This is a genomic window from Streptomyces hainanensis (assembly GCF_004348415.1).
In the GTDB taxonomy this organism is placed as follows: domain Bacteria; phylum Actinomycetota; class Actinomycetes; order Streptomycetales; family Streptomycetaceae; genus Streptomyces; species Streptomyces hainanensis.
In genome coordinates, this window is record NZ_SMKI01000894.1 from 1 (window position 1) to 763 (window position 763).

The following is a 763-nucleotide window of genomic DNA, read 5'->3' on the forward strand; positions in this document are numbered from 1 at the left end:
TGGGTGGGGGACGAACCGCCCGCCGGGGTCAGCGCGCCCGCGCCTCCGCGTCCGGCACCACCTCGCTTGCCGGGGCCTTGCCCGGCCAGACCGTGTAGTAGAGGGCGACCGCCGCGTGGATGGCGACGGCGCGGAGGGCCGCGCCCTCCGTGCCCCGCAGCGGGGTGGTTCCGCCGGCGTCGTCGATGACGAGGATCATCGCCTCGATCACCAGGACCGCGATGACGCCGGCTATCAGCGTGCGTGTCCACAGCCGCCACTCGTAGGCCGTGCGCTCCTTCCCGTACCGCTGGATCCTCGGTGGCCTGGGGCCGCCCCCGAAGCGGTGGGCGGCGTGCGCGTCGGCCCAAACGATCACCGAGTGGCCGTAGGCGATCGTGAAGCCGAGGTAGAGCGCGGCCAGGCCGTGCGCGTAGGACGGCTCGCCCCCGTTTCTGATGTCCCAGGCGGTCGCGGTGAGCAGCGCCACGTCGATCAGTGGCACCGCGAGCAGCATCACCGTGCTGGCGCGGCGCCTGCGCAGCAGGTAGCGGACGGCCAGGCCCGCCGCGAGGACCGCCCAGAAGGCGATCTCGGCTGCCAGGATGAACGCGACGATCATGATGAACGGCTCCTCTCCCCCGTTGCTCCCATGTTCGGTCCCGGCGGTGCGCCGGCGCGTCCCCTCCGATGCGGATCCGGACGGCGCCGTCTGCATCGTTCGATGTAGATCGCAGGGTGGTCCCGGTCCCCCCGCCCACCGTGTTTCGATGGACGCATGCGC

General features: G+C 72.3%; 1 protein-coding gene. It reads right to left on the reverse strand.

Annotated elements, in window-relative coordinates:
* Window positions 1–28: 28 nt before the first annotated feature.
* Complete coding sequence (locus tag E1283_RS36690; RefSeq protein WP_132822448.1) at window positions 29–601, reverse strand: hypothetical protein; 573 nt, start codon at window positions 599–601, stop codon at window positions 29–31.
* Between the last annotated feature and the right edge of the window lie 162 nt (window positions 602–763).